The sequence below is a fragment of the Serratia montpellierensis genome (genome assembly GCF_020858655.1).
In the GTDB taxonomy this organism is placed as follows: domain Bacteria; phylum Pseudomonadota; class Gammaproteobacteria; order Enterobacterales; family Enterobacteriaceae; genus Serratia; species Serratia montpellierensis.
In genome coordinates, this window is the sequence record NZ_VOSN01000013.1 from 738,839 (window position 1) to 755,823 (window position 16,985).

Here is a 16,985-nt window from a genome sequence, read left to right on the forward strand (position 1 = left end):
GCCAACCGCCACCGCCAGTGCGAACAGCGCCGCCTCGCTCCAGTCGCCTTTGGTGAAACCGTTGACCAGCAACACCACCGGCACCATCACCAGCATGAAGCGAATCAGCAGCCAACTGACGCTGTTCACCCCGCGATCGAACGCGGTTTGCGCCCGCGAACCGACGATCGACTTGGCCAACGAGCCGAAGTAAGTGCGGCCGCCGGTCGCCACCACCACCGCCGTGGCGGTGCCGCTGGCGACGTTGGTGCCCATCAGGCAAATGTTGGACAGCTCAAGCAGCGCGTTCTCGCTGGATACCTCCCCGTCGCTCGACTTCTGCGCCACGTTGCCCATGGCATCGTATTTCTCGATAGGGATCGCTTCGCCGGTCAAAATCGCCTGGCTGATGAACAGATCGCGCGAGGCGATGAGACGCACGTCGGCCGGCACCATGTCGCCGGCGGAGAGCTGAATGATATCCCCCGGCACCAGTTCGCGGATCGGCACTTCCAGCGTCAGCGGATGCGCGCTGTAGCTGCTGCGGCGCAGCACCGTGGCGGTGGTGCGCACCATCGACTTCAGCGCTTCCGCCGCTTTGTTGGTGCGGTATTCTTGCCAAAAACGCAGCAGCCCGCTCAGCGTGACCATGGTAAGAATGATAATAACGCCGGTGAGTTCAGTTTCTTCACCGCTCTGGCGCGGCAGCCAATAATCGGTAAAGAAACTGATCGCAGCCAGCACCATCAGCACGAAGATAAACGGGTTGTTGAAAGCCTTGATCAGCTGAATCAAGGCATGCGGCGCCTTGTCGTGGGCAACCTGGTTGGCGCCGAACTGTTCCAGCCGTTCATCGGCGTCGTCCTGGGTCAACCCGTTGCGGTTGCACTTAAGGTTCGCCAGCGTTTGGGCGATGCTGTTGGTCGCCTCTTGCGCAATGGCGTAGGTCACCGCGTCTTTATCACGGCGACGCGTTCTTTCATTAATCTGGGTCATAACGCTATTCTCTTATTTTCGTTCTGCGCACAGGGATATCCCGCCCGATAAACAGGTGACTCTGCGCAGAGTGGAATTTTTTAATTAGCGTGACTGAATAGCGTGATTACCCTGTCAGCCACGCAGAAATCATTTCCCTTCCGGGGTCATCGTCCATAACGCCTCCTTAATGCTCCGCGTTATTCAGGCGAACCCGAATAACCTGAGCATATAATCAAGTTAATAAATATTTATATAATTAATCAGACCGGTAATTCGGACGCGACGCGCCAGCGAACGGCACTCACGCTTTTTTCCAGGCTGACGCGGCAGACAATACCCTCAATTTCTTTTTGCGCGGCCGGCGTGGCGGTAATTTCCGCGCACACTTCCAATTGCCCCGGGCTGGAGATATCGGCGCTGCGCAAGGATTGCAGCCGCAAGGCCACGCCGTTCAGCGCCTGCAGAATCAGGGTGCGCACCAGAATTTCATCCTGTTCACCGCAGGTCACCTGAATGCGATAGCACAGTTCCAGATCGGTTGCCTGCTGGTGCGGCTGCAGATTAATGCGCTGGGCGGCCTCGCGCAGCAAGATATTGGCGCACAGGATCACCAGCGTGGCGACCACCGCATCCCAATGTTGGCCCAGGCCGCACAGGACGCCGATCCCCGCCGAACACCACAGCGTGGCGGCGGTGTTGAGACCGCGAATATTAAGCCCTTCACGCATGATAACGCCGGCGCCGAGGAAGCCGATACCCGAGACGATCTGCGCGGCCACGCGGCCGGCGCTGGCCGGATCGGTGGACATGGAGCTGAGAATAAAGACCGCCGCGCCGGTCGCCACCAGCGCATTGGTGCGCAGGCCGGCCATACGCTGGCGCCACTGGCGCTCGGCGCCAATCACCGCGCCCAGGCACATTGCCAGCAATAAATTTAAAACGAAAGGAGTCATAGCCATGACTGTCCCCTTAATTAACCGCAGGAGATAAAATCATGTGCTGTTTAGCACACGCAAAATCGCGCCGAAAATAAATCAGCGAATCAGCGTGCTGTGCCTGGAGGGAAAAGGCTGTGGCTGCAGAATACCATAATAACGTCCAACTCAATTCACCTGAAACCCTCAGGCATCAGGAAACGCTTTTTATTCGGGTATGCACAGCTCAGGAATAACTTGAGAGGGGTGCTGCCCGCCGATTACGGCAAGCAACAAATCAGAAGAGAATTGGTCAGCTTGCCTTATTTGTTTTATTACAACTACAACTGTCCAATTGGGTTTCTCCACCGAAATTTTGGCTGAGTATAGTGACGTCGGGTAATGAAGTAAAGGCTAAATTATTAAACGAAAAATAAACTGGAATACCGCGATCATATTTCGATGTCACAAATAGGCAGCGACAATGTTGGGCGCCAGTGCGCTTATCGATAAACTGCCCTCCTTCATCTTTCAAGGACGCCCCCGATGAAACACCGGCTTTCCCCGCTCGCGCTCGCGCTGCTCGTCAGCTTTCCCGCCGATGCCCTGCTGCTGCAGCAAGGCGACGTGCAGTTTGAACTCGATCCCGCCACGCTGCGCGTTGCCGCCGGCGCTGTACCGGTCAATCTGGCGCAGCCCGCGCAACAGGTGGCGGATCTTACTGCATCGCCACAACGCGCCAGCTGGCGCTGGCCGCAGAGTGCGATCAAGGTTAACGCCCGGCTGGAAGACGGCGATCTGCGTCTGAGCTTCAGCAGCGACCGACCGCAAACCCTAAACTGGTATCGCCTGCCGCCGCAGGCGGAAACGCTGTTGCTGCCGATCGGCGAAGGCAGCCGCATTCCGCTCGACAACGCGGTCTGGCGCCATTACCTGACGGCAGAAATGACGCCGCTGGATACCAACTGGGATCTGAAGCTGCCGCTGTGGAGCCAGCAATACCAGGGCAAGGTCTACAGCTGGCTGATATTGACGCCGTTCAGCAACCGGGTCACCTTCGCCGCCGCGCAGGAAAAGCTGGAGATGCGCGCCGGGCATCAGTTCAACCGCTTCAACCAACAGCAGGCATTCGAGGTGCTGCTGCACGTCGGCGACACCCCGCTGTCCGGCGCCCGCCGCTACCGCGACTATTTGCAACAAAGCGGCCAGTTCAGCAGCCTGCGCGAGAAGATAAAGCAGGCGCCCGAAGGCGAAAAGCTGATCGGTGCCACCCATGTCTACCTGTGGGGCGACAAACTGCTGGCGGCGGAAGACGTCAAAGATTGGCCGGGGTTGCTGCACTACCTTGCCTCTCCGGCCGCCGCCGGGCTGCGGCAGCAGATGGATGCCGAGAGCAGAAAGCTCCTGCTGCAGCTGGCGGGCAAAACACCGGAGGGCTGGCAGCAACAGCCCCTGATCGACGGCATCAACCAGGCGTTGACGGCGCAAATTCCGCTGGGCGCCACGCCGGATGACGCCGATTTTCTGCAGGCACAGCAGCGCCAGGCCGCTGCGGTGCGGGAGCGGGCACAGCGAGAGCTGGGGCGTTGGTTAACCCCAGTGGACCGTTGGGGGCAAGGGCTGGCCAAACCGCTGATCGATGCGCTGCGCCAGGCCGGTTTGCCGCGCCTGTGGTTGGGCACCGATAACTGGACCGCTGCCTTCCTGCACCCACAGGCGGTAACCGCCGCCAAAGCGGCAGGCTATCTGATCGCCAGCTACGACTCCTACGATACCGCCATTCCACGCGGTGTGAACGACAGCTGGCTCACCGCGCAACTGCCGACGGCGCTGCGGGAAAGTTGCGCCATTGTGCGCGCCGACGGCAGCAAGAAACCCGGCTTCGGCAAACAGGGTTACTACCTCAATCCGGGCTGCGTTCTGCCCTATTCTCAACAGCGCATGCGCGAGCTGATGCAACTGGCCGGATTGAACAGCCTGTTCCTCGACGTGGACGGTACCGGCATGGTCTCCGACGACTATCAACCCGACCACCCGACCGGCGCGGCGCAGATGGCCGAGGCGCGCAACGCCAGGCTGGCCTGGTTCAGCGCCACCCTTAAGCTGCCGCTCGGCTCGGAGGACGGCAATGCGGTGACCGCCCGCAGCCTGATGTTCGCCCACGGCATGGAAACCTGGGGATTCGGCTGGGGCGATAAACAGATGAATCAGGATAAATCCTCGCCCTATTATCTCGGCGCCTGGTGGCCCAACGCCCAACCGGCGTTTTTCTTCCACCCCGCCAAGGTGAAACAGCCCTACCGCACCGTCGAATTCGATCCGCGTTATCGCCTGCCGCTGTACCAGGCCGTTTTCCACGATGCGATCGTCAGCAGCCACCACTGGAATTACGACAATCTGAAGTTCAGCGACGTTCAGACCACCCGCAGTCTGCTCAGCCAGCTGTACAATACCGCGCCGATGTTCCACCTGAGCCGCGCCACTCTGGCGGCCCGTCTACCGGCGGTCAAACGCGCCGACGCCGCCTTCCGGCCGCTGCATCAGGCCCTGTGGGATAAAGCATTGATCGACTTCCGCTGGCTCGATCGGGACGGCTGGGTGCAGCAGACGACGTTCAGCGACGGGTCGACGCTGACCGCCAACTTCAGCGCGCAGCCATTCGCCGGCATCGCGGCCCACAGCCTGCGCGCCAAACTGGCCGACGGCCGCACGTTAGACGTTGCGCCTTAGCAAGGTCGCCGACGGTGGGCTACGCTAGGCTATATTTCCGACGACCCGCAAGGAGTGGCCGATGACGCCTCTGATCCACACTCTGCTCGACGAGATTTGGCAAAGCCTGGGGCAGCGCCCCGCCCCTACCGACCGGTTAACCGTTAGCGGCATCGGCGCATTGCCTTCGGCTTTTCCCGTCACCGAATTGGCGACCGCCGCCTGGAGCGCCGCCGGTTTGGCCTGCGCCGAATTGCTTGGCCGCGAGGCTGCAGAGGCGCCGCAGGTCTGGATCGATCAACGCCTGGCCTCGCTCTGGTTCGGCTGGACGCTGCGTCCGCTCGGTTGGACGCTGCCTGCCGCCTGGGACGCCCTGGCCGGCGACTACGAGACGGCAGACGGCTGGATACGCCTGCATACCAATGCGCCGCACCATCGGCGGGCGGTGGAACAGGTGCTGGGCCCGGCATCGGATAAAGGCACGCTGGCGGCACGCGTGCTGAGCTGGAAAAAAAGCGAGCTGGAGCAGGCAGTGATCGAGGCCGGCGGCTGCGCGGCCCAAATGCGCTCGGCGGCCGCGTGGCGGCAACATATTCAGGGCAAGAGCGTGGCGCTCGAACCCTTGATCCACACCTCGTTGCAGCCGGAAGCACCGCCGCCGGGCTGGGCGCTGCCCATAGCCCGGCCACTGCACGGCGTGCGGGTGCTGGATCTGACGCGCATTCTCGCCGGACCGATCGCCACCCGTTTTCTCGCCGGTTTGGGTGCCGACGTGCTGCGCATCGATCCTTACGGTTGGGATGAACCCGGCGTCGAGCACGAGGTGATGCTGGGCAAGCGCAGCGCACGCCTCAACCTGACTAATGCGCACGATCGCCATACGTTTGAACATCTGCTGAGAAACACCGACGTGATCGTGCACGGCTACCGTGCCGGTGCGCTGGAGAAGTTGGGCTATGGCGCGGAGGAAAGACGCGCGCTGGCGCCGGGCCTGATCGACGTCTGCCTGAATGCCTACGGCTGGAGCGGGCCGTGGCGCACCCGACGCGGTTTCGACAGCCTGGTTCAGATGAGCTGCGGGTTGGCGGAAGCAGGCATGGTTTGGCGCAGCGCCAGTTTGCCGGTGCCGCTGCCGGTACAGGCTCTGGACCACGCCACCGGCTATTTGATGGCAGCGGCGGTACTGACCGGTATGGCACAGCGCCTGAGCCGCGGCACCGGCTACCACGCGCGGCTGTCGCTGGCGCGCACGGCGCAACTGCTGCTGGCGCACCCCTGTTCGGCAGATTATCGGCCGGAACCGCTGGCACCGGCCGGCCCCGCCGACGAAAACCCGGAAACGGAACTGACTGACTGGGGCACCGCACAACGTCTGCGCGCCCCGCTAAGCCTGCAGGGCACGGCGCTGCAATGGGCGCTGCCGGCGACTCCCCTCGGCACCTCGCAGCCGGTGTGGCTGCGCCGTTAAATAGCCGCCAACTGTTGCTGCAGCCACTGCAGCAAACGTAACACCGCCGGCGTCAACCCGGCGGTCTGCGGCCACACCAGATAAACGTCGTCATCGCTCAGGCGACAGGGCGCAGCCAGCGCCACCAGCCTACCGGCGTCAATCGCATCCTGCACCAGCAGCTTTTTCGCCAGCGCGATGCCAAACCCCTGCTCGGCCGCGCGAATCAACAATCCGGCATCGTTGAACAACGCCTGTTGCCGTCCGCACAGTGGGCGCCCTTGCGCATTGAACCAGTCGCGCCAGGGGCTGACGTCGTGCTCCAGCAAGGGAACGTCGCCGCCGTTCTCGAATGCCGTTCCCCACTGACGCGCCATGTCCGGCGAGGCGACCGGCAGCACGTCGCCCGACGCGATGCGCTGCGCCTGCAGCCCCGTCCACTGGCCGTTACCAATGCGGATCGCCGCATCGAACCCGCGCTGCGACAGATCCTGCAATGTCAGCGAGGCATCGATATCCAACGCAAGATCGGCGCAGGCTTCATGAAAAGCCGGCAGACGCGGCAACAGCCAGTAGTGGGCAAAAGACGGCAGCACGCTGATGCGCAGCGTCTGGTTCGCCGCGGCGCGCTGGGCGCGGGCAACGCCCTGCTGCAGCGCCTGCAGCGCCGGTTCTACCGCCGCCAGCATCTCTTTCCCGGCCGCATTCAGACGCACACCGCGCCCACGCCGTTCAAACAGCGGGTAGCCGACCGCCTGCTCCAGCAGCTGAATTTGCTGGCTCACCGCGCCGTGCGTCAAATGCACCTGCTGCGCCGTGGCGCGCAAATTTTCCAACCGGGCAGCGATAACAAAGGTCGGCAAGACATGCAGGGGAAGGCGTTCGCTCATCACTGGTTAGCCAAATTATCCAAAAAGGTTATTTTTCATCGATTTTGGCCCGCAGGCAACTGTTCTATGTTTATGTCATCTATCCCTAATGCTTTCGGAGCCGCCATGCACCCACGCTTACAACAGGATCTTACCCAGTTTCCGCAGATCCTCGACCACACCCGCCAGTTGGCGGAAGATTTTCTGGCCGGGCTGCAGCAGCGCTCGGTCTGCCCACCGCTCGCGCAACAGCAGCTGCAACCCGGTGACGATCGGCTGGCAGAAAACGGTGAAGGCGCTCTGGCGGCGCTGGATGACTTTTGGCAACGTTATCAGGCGGGCATTTCCGCCAGCGCCGGCCCGCGTTATTTCGGCTTCGTCACCGGCGGTGGCACCCCGGCGGCGGTCGCGGCGGACTGGCTGGTTAGCGTGACAGACCAAAATAGCCAGCTCAGCCATGATACGATCGCCGCGGCGATCGAGTTGGCGGCCGTGACGCAGTTGAAATCCCTGCTGGGCCTGCCGGAAGCGTTCAGCGGTAGCCTGGTCAGCGGCGCTACCATGGCCAATTTCGCCGGGCTGGCCATTGGCCGGCAGTGGCTAGGCCAACAGCATGGCGTGGATATTGCCCAACGGGGCCTGGCGGCGCTGGGGCCCATCCGGGTGCTGGCCGCCAATCCGCACGCCAGCAGCGTAAAGGCGCTCAGCATGCTCGGCATCGGCCGCGACGCGCTGACGACCGTCGCCAGCCTGCCGGAGTCTGAAGCCATGGATATGGTGGCGCTGGAGCGACAGCTCGCCGCCGGCGAAGGCCGCCCCACGTTGGTGCTGGCCAGCGCCGGCACGGTCAACACCGTCGCTTTCGACGATCTGCCGCGTCTGCTGGCGCTGCGGGAACGTTATCCGTTTTGGCTGCATGTCGATGCCGCATTCGGCGGCGTGGCGGCCAGTTCGCCGCTGTACGCCCCAAGGCTTGAGGGCTGGCAGCATGCCGACTCCATCACCGTCGATGCGCACAAATGGCTGAACGTGCCTTATGACAGCGCGATCCAATTTACCCGCCACCTGGATCTGCAGATGCAGGTATTTCAGAACCATTCTGCCTACCTGGAAGCACCGACGCCGCGGCCAGACAACTATCTGCATCTGACGCCGGAAAATTCGCGACGCTTTCGCGCCCTGCCGCTCTGGCTGACGCTGAAAGCCTATGGCCGTAGCGGCATACGGGATATCGTCGAGCGCAACGTCCGATTGGCGCAGACGCTGGGGGCGGCGTTAGCGGCCGACGACGGCTTCCATCTGCTGGCGCCGGTGAATTTGAACGTGGTGTGCTTCGCGCTCAGCTATCCGCAGGGCGACAGCGAGGCGGCGCGCGATCGCTTTCTCGAGCGCCTTAACCGGCACGGCGTGGTGCGTTGCACCCCGACGACCTATAACCATCAACCGGGGATCCGCGCCGCGCTGGTCAACTGGATGACGGAGGAACAGGACATCCGGCTGGCGCTGGACTCGCTGCGCCACTGCCTGCCAGAGACGGCCTAACGCGCGCGGCGCTACCCGAGTTGGAAAGCCTGCAAACGCCGCTCTTGCCGACCGTCATTGCCGATGTTGCCCGGCGATAGCCAGGCGGCAAAGGCGGCGTGTCGCGCCGGCCATTCCGCGTCGATGATCGACAGCCAATCGGTGTCGCGCGTGCGTCCTTTGACGACGACCGCCTGGCGGAACGTGCCTTCGTAACGGAAGCCCAAACGCTCGGCGGCTTGGCGCGAAGGCAAATTGAGGCTATCGCACTTCCATTCACAGCGCCGGTAGCCAAGATCGTCAAACAGATGCCGCAGCATCAGGAAAATCGCCTCACTGCCCAGCGCGCTGCGCTTCATCAGCGGAGACCAATTGATGGTCCCCAGTTCGGCCGCGCCGTTGGCGGGATCGATGCGTAAAAAAGCGCAGGTTCCCACCGCGCGCCCGTTCGCCTGATCGATCACCACCATCGTGTTTCTGTCGGCGCCGGACACCTGTGCCTGAAGGTAATGCTGGAAATCCTCGCGCGTCTGCGGCCGCTGCCAAAACAGATAGGTCCAGTCGCGATCGTCCTCGGCGGTTTGATAAGCCCGATAGAGTTCGTCACCCCAGCGCTCGAGGTCCAGCGGTTCGAGGCGGCAAAACCGTCCTGGCAGTAACGTGTGTCCGGGCATGCCTGCCGGCTGCCAATGAGGGAGGGCGTCGCCTATCGGCTGCCCATACTGATTCTGTCTCACCGCGACATCCTGTTTTTGAAAGGTGGAAAGGCAAATTAAAACCAACGCGGGCCGGAGACAACTCCGACCTGCCCCCCACCCCGCTGGCGCGAGCAACAGGATGATAGTTTAGAAAAACAACTCAATCACCGGTAAATATTCACCAAAATTATTTCAAGCGAAATAAATATCCAGATAACCCATTGTAAAACGGTGATTTATAGCAACAATTAAGCTACACATTTCAGCCATGACGTTAACTTTTGTTGGTTGTTATGATAAAAAAAGAAGTGATTATCATTAGCAGTCGAGGGGATAAAAGATTCAACATAATGATTTTTATGATTAAAAAGACAAAATAATCAAGAGAACACTTTTTGAGCGCTCAAGAATCGCACTGGAAAACTTCAAAAAACCAACACATGAATTTTTTTTAAGACTTTTCCTAGCAAACTAAAATTTTGTTTCGTGACATGATGAACAGAATCTCGGCAAGCAATGCCAGCAAGCACGGGTGCCAAGCGCAAATCAGGTAGCTCGCGTCGACGCCGAGCGAGCAGCAAATCTCTCTGACTTAAGCCAAACTTATAGATTCATGTGATTAATAAGTTTAGTATGAAAATATCATTGAGTGCCGTCGTGTTTATTGATAGAACACTCGCTACACTGAATTATTGCTCCATTTTTGCCTTTCGGCTTTTTAGGCTTTTTCTCATATTACCGCAGTAAAACGGATTTAAGTGGGGGTGCGATATGCCAACGATCATCATGGATTCATGTAGCTATACCAGATTGGGATTAACCGACTATCTGACTTCGCATGGCGTGAAAAAACGCCATATTAATGCCATCGAGGATATTGACAGCCTGCATGAAAAATGCAGCAAGTTGAATCCGAGCCTGGTGTTTATTAACGAGGACTGCTTCATCCACGAAGCAAACGCCACTGAGCGAATAAAACGGGTGATTTCACTGCACCCGGATACGTTATTCTTCATCTTCATGGCTATTACCAATGTACATTTCGACGATTATTTATATGTTCGCAAGAACGTCATCATATCGTCAAAATCCATCAAACCAGAGACTATGAATCAGCTACTTAGTCACTATCTCGAGAGAACGTCCCTACGGGCGGAGAAATCCTCTCTGGACCAAACGCCGGTAACGCTGAGCCAGACCGAATCGAACATGTTACGCATGTGGATGTCCGGTCAAGGCACCATCCAGATATCAGACCAGATGCAAATAAAGGCCAAAACGGTCTCCTCCCACAAGGGAAACATCAAGCGGAAAATAAAGACGCACAACAAGCAGATCATTTACCACGTTGTTCGTTTGACCGATACGCTGACCAGTGGAATATTTGTCAATAGCCGTTGAGCCGCAGAGAATGCCCCCACTCTGTTTTGTCGGCCGTTAAATATCCGGTGATAAAGTCACCTGGATATCGGATACTGGAACCACCAAAAGAATACCTGCTGCGCTATCCCCCGCTAGCGCAGCGGGTATTTTTTTGCCGTCGATAAAAAAAATCTTACCGTAATGAAATAATCTCAAAATGGACAATTTCATTAGCAAATTAATGAGATTAACCGACGTTACTGCCCATGCTCGCGACATGGCTCCACAAACGTCCCGTCACGGCTGTCGATTTCATTAAAAAACCATACGCCCGCCGGATAGTCTTCAAGAGAAACCAGATACATAGTCCCTTCGTTGAACACCTCTACGGCCAGAATGACGCCCTCGCGCCGCGGGCCGCCATCTGTTTTTACCGTCACTCGATCGTTAACCTGCATACCGTTCCCCATCATTTGCGATTGGCATCAGTGTATGACAAAACCCAGGGGGAAAGACACCGCCCCGCGCCAATCCGGCCTCGCTCTCAGCGTAACAGCCGCCCGAATTTTCACTTTCTTAACGGTTTGGCCGCAGAATCTTAAGCCGGCCTCGCGTAGCCTGTCTTCAGGCGTTTCCCCCCCAGAGAAGCGCTCGCAAATGAAGAAGTAACAAGGAACTTTTGCCCGCTGACTTGCGGGCTTTTTTTTGCGCACCACCGAATTTCAGGCATAAAAAAACCCGCCGCGGCGGGTTTTTTTCAATCGGCGGTAGACGCCAATTAGATAGCGGTAACGTTAGCCGCAGATGGACCTTTCGCACCGTTCTCGATAGAGAACTGTACGTTCTGGCCTTCAGCCAGGGTCTTGAAGCCTTGATCCTGGATAGCAGAGAAGTGTACGAATACGTCTTTGCTGCCGTCTGCTGGGGTGATGAAACCAAAACCTTTAGCTTCGTTGAACCACTTCACTTGACCTTTGATCATGTTGGACATGTCTAATTTCCTTCAATAATAATGTTAGCCGCCATGGGCGAGATAGCCGGTCATCAGTTACTTATGGAGGCACTGGAAAGGAAATTCGTCAGAGAAGGGCTATCCGGGATAACGCTTTAAATTTGAACTACTTTACTCAAAATGTCGTGCATAAATAGGTCTGTACCACAGGCCGACATCATTAACTCATGAGCGAGCGGCAATAGCAACCTTTTTCGCCGTGATGGGACGTGAATCTCGGCTAAACGCACAGGATTTGACCCTGTCTGTCGATGGAATCACCGCCTGGCGCCCCCGTAACAGCCAAGGTAAATGATAGTAATTCTCGTTCTGCTGTTTTATAGTTGCCTACAGAAATCATTCAGGGAGATTCACCATGCCGAGATGGCTTACCTTACCAACTGCCAGTGCCGCCGCCCTGCTGGCCTTTGCCGCTTACAGCGCTCCGCAGAGTGCACTGGAGCTGAATTATCAAGCTCCCGAACCCAGCGTGGCTCCCGTCCCCAAGCCGACAGCACCGTCAGGGCCAGCCCCTAAGGCGGCGAAACCACCGATTACCTGGGCAGAAGCACGCGACAAGAACGGCTTTCGCGTCGATATCGAATGCGATCATCCGGGCTGCAGCAAACCGCGCGCCAAACCTTATCCCGCGTATGAAGGCCCGGTGAAGAAAACCGATCGCCGTCGCCAATCCGATCCTTACTCCACCAACCAGGATCCCGATTACAACATCCAGTTGGGCTATGAGTGGTAGCGGCGCTTTCGGAGTAATACCTATATCAGCCGCCCTCGCCGCTGCATAGAATAGCGCCAGTTCACCACTCCTCCTGGTGTTGAACACAACAAGCTGTGTTGCAAATCTTTATGCGCCTCCCTATAGGCGCTTTTTTTTTGCTCCTCCCTCATGCCCGTTTCCCGATTACAGATTGCTCCCATTGCCCCGTAAAGTGATGAATGTCACAAATGCGCCTCCTTGCCATTCTTATTCGGAGGTGATGTTCATGGCCACAGGATCCCTTGCCCTCTTGGCTGTCTTGGCCGGCATTGCGGGCTATTCGCTCTATAAGCATTTCAAATCTCAGAAGAAAAGTACATTCGTTCGCCCGCACGATCGGTAGTCGATAACGTATTTTCACCGCGAAGGCGCGGCACGCCGCACGCCGCGCCTTCGTGGACCGTCATGTTTTCATCACAAAATTGTCACAATATGGCCATATGATGATTCGCGATTATCCGCTCTGGCTTAACACCAAGGATTTCGCCCATGACCATAATTAAAGCTGCAAACCATCAGGAAGCAGAAAAACTCATCCGCGCCGGCACAGCCAAGAAAATCGAACTGGCCTACGATATCGGCAGCGATGACTTCTTCCAGCTTGCCAGCCTGTGGTGCGATAAAGGCGCCAAGATCTCCAAAGGGAAAGAACACTTTATCGTCTCGTTGAAAGGGTTCCGCATCCCCCCTAACGATTGATATCCAGCCGCCCATCGCGGCGGCGTCCTCCCCTCCTCGTAAAACCGCTCTATTCGACCACGCGCACCTCCTTCGATTTCGCTAAGCTAACAGCAGACTTTATTGCGGGCGTTCCGCCTGATAACCACGTCCGCCACGATGAGGAGAGTGACCATGTCAACAAATGCAGCGCAGCCCGGCACGATGAAAGCGATTGAGATCAGCCAACCGGGCGCCCCCGAGGTTCTGGTCGTCACCGAACGCCCGGTGCCCGTTCCGCAAGCGGGCGAACTCCTGGTGAAAATCGCCGCCGCCGGCGTTAACCGCCCCGACGTGCTGCAGCGCCAGGGGAACTATGCGCCACCGCCCGGCGCTTCGGATATCCCCGGCCTGGAAATCGCCGGCGAAGTGGTGGCCATCGGTGAAGGCGTGACCCACTTCGCGCTCGGCGATCGGGTTTGTGCCCTCATCGCCGGCGGCGGCTATGCCGAATACTGCAGCGTGCATGAAAGCAATGCGCTGCCGGTGCCGGCGGGCCTGAGCCTGACCGAGGCCGCCGCACTACCGGAAACCTTCTTTACCGTCTGGGTCAACGTGTTCCAGCGTGGCCACCTCAAAGCCGGCGAAACCGTGTTGATCCACGGTGGCACCTCCGGCATCGGCACGGTCGCTACCATGTTGGCAAAAGCCTTCTGCGCGCAGGTGATCACCACCGTTGGCTCCGAAGAGAAGCGCCAGGCCAGCCTGGCGCTGGGCGCCGACGTGGCGATTAACTACCGCAGCGAAGATTTCGTCGCACGCACCAAAGACGTCACCGACGGCAAAGGTGCCGACGTGATCGTCGATCTGATCGCCGGCGACTATGTGGCCAAGAACTATCAGGCCGCAGCGATGGAAGGCCGTATCGTACAAATCGGCACGCAAAACGGCGTGGTAAAAGAGCTCAATCTGATGCCGCTGCTGTTAAAGCGCCTGACCCATACCGGTTCAACGCTGCGCTCGCGCAGCGTGGCGGACAAAGCGCAGATTGCCGCCGAGCTGCACGAGAAGGTTTGGCCGCTGCTGGAGCGCGGCGTGCTGAAGCCGCAAATTTTTAAAACTTTCCCGCTCGAGCAGGCCGCCGCCGCGCATGCGCTGATGGAGTCCAGCGAGCACATCGGCAAGATCATGCTGACGTTCTGAAGCCATTCCCCGCGGCCTGTGCTGCGGGGAAACCGATGCCGCGCTCAGGGAATGATGCCGCGGCGGCGAAACTCATCGAACAGCGAGAAAAACATGGCTTCGGTTTCGACAAACTGATGGAAACCGAAACGCCGCGCCTTGCTGCCGTCCGCGAACATGTCGTAGTCCCAGGAAAAGACGAAGTCGGCGAAACGCCAGCCCGCCACCGCACGATAGTCCGATTCGGCCAATGAGTGCCGCTACGCCAGCTCCCGCCACAGCGGCGCTTTATCCGCCATCATGCTCTCCAACGGCATCGGCAGCGGCGGCGCGCATTCCAACCCGAAGTAAGCGGCGATTTTCGGCCACATCTCGCTCCAGCGAAACAGATCGCCATTGTTGATATTAAACGCCTGATTGGCCGCCGCCGGTTCGGTCGCCGCCCAGAGCGTGGCACGCGCCAACAGCCCGGCATCGGTCATTTCCAGCAGGCGGTGGTAAGCGCCCGGTTTACCGGGGAAACGTAACGGCAGCCCAAGCGCTTTACTGATCGACGCGTAAACCGCGATGCTTAACGCCAGGTTCATCGGATTGCCGAGGGAGAAGCCCCCCACCACGCTCGGGCGAATGGCGCTCCAGTGCCAACGTTTGCCGGCCTGACGCTGCACCAGATACTGCTGTTGCGCCACGTTAAACTCCGGCGGCATATGCCCGGCGTCGCTTTCGCGCGCCGGCGTTTTAAACGGCCCCAAATGGGCGCCGTACACCTTGTAACCCTGCATCAGGCTGATATGTTCCAGCGCCGGCGCGATCGGCTCCAGTCCCTCGACGACGTGTTGCAACATCTGCAGATTGGGCGCCACCAGGCCCGCCCAATCCGGCGCATCCTGATAGGCGGCATAGAAAACGTGGCTAATCACGCTCAGCGGCCGCAGCGCGTCGCGCGTTGCCGCCGCATCCAGCAGATCCACCTGCAGGTGGCGCACACCAGGTGCCGGTTCCCCACCCCGGCGCGAGACGCCCACCACGGGCCAGCCCTGGCCGGTCAGTTCCTCAATTAATCGGCGCCCTATTACGCCATTGGCGCCGATCACTAATGCCTGTCGCTTTGCGTTCATCTTGTCACTCCTCGGGTTGTCGATGCCCTGAGTGTTATTGATTAGCATTGCTTGCGGTAGATGAGATTTTCCACTAACACTAATAAGAAAAACCTATAGGCAATATCGACATGGATAAGCTGAACGCAATGAAAACCTTTATGCGGGTGGCGGAGCTGGGCAGCCTGTCGGCCGCCGCTCGCGATTTGCGCTTGACGCAGCCGGCGGTCAGTCAGCAAATCGCCGGGCTGGAGCAGGAACTGGGGGCGCAGCTGCTGTTTCGCAGCACCCGGGCGGTCACCCTGACCGAGGCCGGCAGCGGTTATTATCAGCGCCTCAAACCGATTTTGGCGGCGGTCGACGAAGCGGAAGAGGCGCTGCACGGCCAGCGCCACCGGCTGCAGGGCAACCTGCGCCTTCATGCACCGACCGGATTCGGCCAACGGCACGTCACGCCGCTGGCCATCGCGTTCCAGCAGCGCCATCCGGATCTCACCCTCGAGCTGCTGCTGGACGATCGCCGCGCCGACGTGATCGGCGAAGGCATCGACGTGGCGCTGCGCTTCGGCGAACTGCACGCGCCCGGCATGGTGGCGAAACGGCTGGGTGAGCTGCAACGCCTGCTGGTGGCGTCACCGGCGTATCTGGCAAAGCATGGCGTTCCACGCTCGCCGGCGGAGCTGGCAAAACATGCGCACATTCGCTACAGCGGATTGAACGACGGCGATACGCTCACCCTGATCGGTCCGCACGGCCCCGAGGTAGTGGCGCTGCGGCCCACGTTCCGCGCCAACAATACGCTATCGCTGCTGATGGCCATCGAGGCGGGGCTCGGTATCGGCGGTGCTCAGCGGCCGTTGATCGGTGAACAGTTGGCAACGGGGGCATTGGTTCACGTGTTGCCGGAATACCGCTACCCGCCCATGGCGCTGCACGCGGTCTATCCTGCATTACGATTTATTCCGGAGAAAGTGCGCGCCTGGGTGGCGCATCTGCAACAGGCGTTGACGGCGATCGAGGGAATTAGCGGAGTGAATGCCCCCGGCCAAACGCCGGGGGCATAAACATTATTTGAACAGTTTGCCGACCATGTCGCCCAGTTCGTTGCTGTCTTGCTGCACTTCGCCATTTGGCGAAGCGGCATCCGCGACCGTTGGCAAGAACTGCGCAATGGTGCTGGAGGCCTGAGCCGGATCGACACCCAGCTTTTCAGCCAGTTGATTGATCGCATCGCTACCCAGAGCCTGCTGTACGTGATCGCCGGTAATCGGTTGGTTTTCACCATTGCCGAGCCAGGAGCCGACGATGTCGCCGAACTGCCCCTGACGGAACTTGTCCAAAATGGCCTGCAGGCCACCTTGTTGCTCAACCCACTGCATAATGGCGATGTAATCGATGCCTTTACCGTTGGCGCCGCCGCCCAGAATGTTACCCAGTACGCTATCAAACAGACCCATGATATTCCCCTTTCAGCCGGTACGGCCCGCGCCGCACAGCCGGATTGATTTCACGAAAAAGGGCCGCCGCGGCGACCCTGTTGAGCAACGGCTGCTTAGCCTTTGATCTTCCTGTAGACAAAAAGCACCACCAGGGCACCGATTACCGCCACCACAAAGCTGCCCAGGTTAAAACCGTCAACGCGGCCCATACCGAAGAAGGTGCTGATATAGCCGCCGACCACGGCGCCCACGATCCCCAATATAACGGTCACAATAAAGCCGCCGCCGTCTTTGCCCGGCATAATCCACTTGGCCAGGATACCGGCGATTAAACCAAAAATGATCCAGGAAATGATGCCCATCTTTA

16 protein-coding genes and 1 pseudogene are annotated in these 16,985 nt (G+C 59.1%); 8 read left to right on the top strand and 9 right to left on the bottom strand.

What is annotated here, in order from left to right:
• Positions 1-975 (bottom strand): P-type ATPase actuator domain-containing protein (locus FUU19_RS15335; protein ID WP_255703162.1); only part of this gene is annotated, 975 nt, incomplete at its 3' end.
• A gap of 242 nt (positions 976-1,217) precedes the next feature.
• Positions 1,218-1,916 carry an MgtC family protein gene (locus FUU19_RS15340; protein ID WP_025303346.1) on the bottom strand — a complete coding sequence of 233 codons (699 nt, stop codon included), beginning with the start codon at positions 1,914-1,916 and terminating at the stop codon, positions 1,218-1,220.
• 501 nt (positions 1,917-2,417) lie between these two features.
• Between FUU19_RS15340 and FUU19_RS15345 the strand changes: the two genes are divergently transcribed.
• Together FUU19_RS15345 and FUU19_RS15350 are read left to right on the top strand one after the other, a co-directional pair.
• On the top strand, positions 2,418-4,601 hold the full coding sequence (locus FUU19_RS15345) for a glycoside hydrolase (RefSeq protein WP_230490810.1): 2,184 nt from the start codon (positions 2,418-2,420) through the stop codon (positions 4,599-4,601).
• 61 nt (positions 4,602-4,662) lie between these two features.
• Positions 4,663-6,048 (top strand): CoA transferase, encoded by a 1,386-nt coding sequence (locus tag FUU19_RS15350; protein ID WP_230490809.1) that lies wholly within the window; start codon positions 4,663-4,665, stop codon positions 6,046-6,048.
• Here the strand turns inward: FUU19_RS15350 and FUU19_RS15355 are convergent.
• Positions 6,045-6,920 (bottom strand): LysR substrate-binding domain-containing protein, encoded by an 876-nt coding sequence (locus tag FUU19_RS15355; RefSeq protein WP_230490808.1) that lies wholly within the window; start codon positions 6,918-6,920, stop codon positions 6,045-6,047. The genes FUU19_RS15350 and FUU19_RS15355 overlap by 4 nt on opposite strands.
• Before the next feature lie 102 nt (positions 6,921-7,022).
• Between FUU19_RS15355 and FUU19_RS15360 the strand changes: the two genes are divergently transcribed.
• Positions 7,023-8,438 carry a pyridoxal phosphate-dependent decarboxylase family protein gene (locus FUU19_RS15360; RefSeq protein ID WP_141968055.1) on the top strand — a complete coding sequence of 472 codons (1,416 nt, stop codon included), beginning with the start codon at positions 7,023-7,025 and terminating at the stop codon, positions 8,436-8,438.
• An 11-nt stretch (positions 8,439-8,449) separates the two neighbouring features.
• Here the strand turns inward: FUU19_RS15360 and FUU19_RS15365 are convergent, their stop codons facing one another.
• Entirely contained in the window at positions 8,450-9,154 is a 705-nt protein-coding gene (locus tag FUU19_RS15365; RefSeq protein WP_230490807.1) for a GNAT family N-acetyltransferase, read from the bottom strand.
• Positions 9,155-9,886: 732 nt separating this feature from the next.
• Between FUU19_RS15365 and rcsA the strand changes: the two genes are divergently transcribed.
• On the top strand, positions 9,887-10,516 hold the full coding sequence (gene rcsA / locus FUU19_RS15370) for a transcriptional regulator RcsA (RefSeq protein ID WP_033635078.1): 630 nt from the start codon (positions 9,887-9,889) through the stop codon (positions 10,514-10,516).
• Positions 10,517-10,734: 218 nt separating this feature from the next.
• On the opposite strand, the gene dsrB is transcribed toward rcsA, so the two are convergent.
• Positions 10,735-10,935, bottom strand: a complete 201-nt coding sequence (gene dsrB, locus FUU19_RS15375) for a protein DsrB (protein ID WP_038877309.1) — start codon at positions 10,933-10,935, stop codon at positions 10,735-10,737.
• 320 nt (positions 10,936-11,255) lie between these two features.
• The gene (gene cspE / locus FUU19_RS15380) at positions 11,256-11,468 is read right to left on the bottom strand and encodes a transcription antiterminator/RNA stability regulator CspE (protein WP_004935122.1); all 213 of its coding nucleotides are present in this window, start codon (positions 11,466-11,468) and stop codon (positions 11,256-11,258) included.
• Between the two features lie 376 nt (positions 11,469-11,844).
• Here cspE and FUU19_RS15385 point away from each other — a divergent pair, with 376 nt between their 5' ends.
• From FUU19_RS15385 to FUU19_RS15395, 3 genes are all read left to right on the top strand, one after another.
• On the top strand, positions 11,845-12,222 hold the full coding sequence (locus FUU19_RS15385) for a hypothetical protein (protein WP_230490806.1): 378 nt from the start codon (positions 11,845-11,847) through the stop codon (positions 12,220-12,222).
• A gap of 510 nt (positions 12,223-12,732) precedes the next feature.
• A complete protein-coding gene (locus FUU19_RS15390; protein ID WP_004935132.1) occupies positions 12,733-12,942 on the top strand; it encodes a hypothetical protein in 210 nt (69 codons plus the stop codon).
• Between the two features lie 153 nt (positions 12,943-13,095).
• The gene (locus tag FUU19_RS15395) at positions 13,096-14,103 is read left to right on the top strand and encodes an NAD(P)H-quinone oxidoreductase (RefSeq protein WP_141968049.1); all 1,008 of its coding nucleotides are present in this window, start codon (positions 13,096-13,098) and stop codon (positions 14,101-14,103) included.
• A gap of 44 nt (positions 14,104-14,147) precedes the next feature.
• Here FUU19_RS15395 and FUU19_RS15400 read toward each other — a convergent pair.
• Positions 14,148-15,200, bottom strand: a pseudogene (locus FUU19_RS15400) (SDR family oxidoreductase).
• 110 nt (positions 15,201-15,310) lie between these two features.
• On the opposite strand from FUU19_RS15400, the gene FUU19_RS15405 reads away from it, so the two are divergent.
• Positions 15,311-16,243 carry a LysR family transcriptional regulator gene (locus FUU19_RS15405; protein WP_230490805.1) on the top strand — a complete coding sequence of 311 codons (933 nt, stop codon included), beginning with the start codon at positions 15,311-15,313 and terminating at the stop codon, positions 16,241-16,243.
• A 3-nt stretch (positions 16,244-16,246) separates the two neighbouring features.
• On the opposite strand, the gene FUU19_RS15410 is transcribed toward FUU19_RS15405, so the two are convergent.
• A complete protein-coding gene (locus FUU19_RS15410; protein WP_019453502.1) occupies positions 16,247-16,636 on the bottom strand; it encodes a YidB family protein in 390 nt (129 codons plus the stop codon).
• A gap of 95 nt (positions 16,637-16,731) precedes the next feature.
• Entirely contained in the window at positions 16,732-16,980 is a 249-nt protein-coding gene (locus tag FUU19_RS15415; protein WP_004935146.1) for a GlsB/YeaQ/YmgE family stress response membrane protein, read from the bottom strand.
• Positions 16,981-16,985 lie beyond the last annotated feature (5 nt).